The organism is Microbacterium umsixpiens, from assembly GCF_053543675.1.
Window position 1 is genome coordinate 5,166 of sequence record NZ_JBLVOH010000021.1, and the last position, 531, is coordinate 5,696.

Annotated in this window: 1 protein-coding gene; it reads right to left on the reverse strand. The window is 69.9% G+C overall.

Annotated features, from left to right (window positions below):
• Nucleotides 1-91: 91 nt before the first annotated feature.
• Nucleotides 92-531: NAD(P)H-dependent oxidoreductase (locus tag ACNPM4_RS02025; RefSeq protein ID WP_448984514.1), on the reverse strand; the 440-nt coding region annotated here is incomplete at its 5' end.

A 531-nucleotide genomic window follows, 5' to 3' on the forward strand; every position in this document is an offset into this window, starting at 1 on the left:
GGCGCGCGAACCCGCGGCGGGTGCGCGACACGACGAGGCCAACATGGGCACCATCGATCAGTGACCCGCGGCGTTGGAGCGAGTCCGTCGGTCAGCCGACGAGAAGCTCGACGGGACGCGAGGCCGCGTAACCCACGAGCGGCAGGGCACGCTCGGCGGCCAGAGAGATGCGCGCCTGCAGCACATCCGAGGCGATCTCGTAGCCGTCGAAGTCGGTGTTGCTCGCGTAGACGCCGACCGGGAGGGTGAGCGCCTGGAAGAACGCGAACAGCGGCCGCAACTGGTGCTCGATGATCAGCGCGTGCTTCTCGCCGCCGCCGGTCGCCGCGAGGAGCACGGGCTTTCCCACCAGGTCGTACTGACCGACGAAGTCGAAGAGGTGCTTGAAGAGTCCGGTGAACGAGGCCCGATAGACGGGGCTGCCCACGATCAGCAGGTCGGCCGACTCGATGGCCTGCAGCTGCGCCTCGACCTCCGGCGGCAGCTGGTCGCGCTGGAGCGCGCCCGCGAGGCCCGGGCCGATCTGCGTCA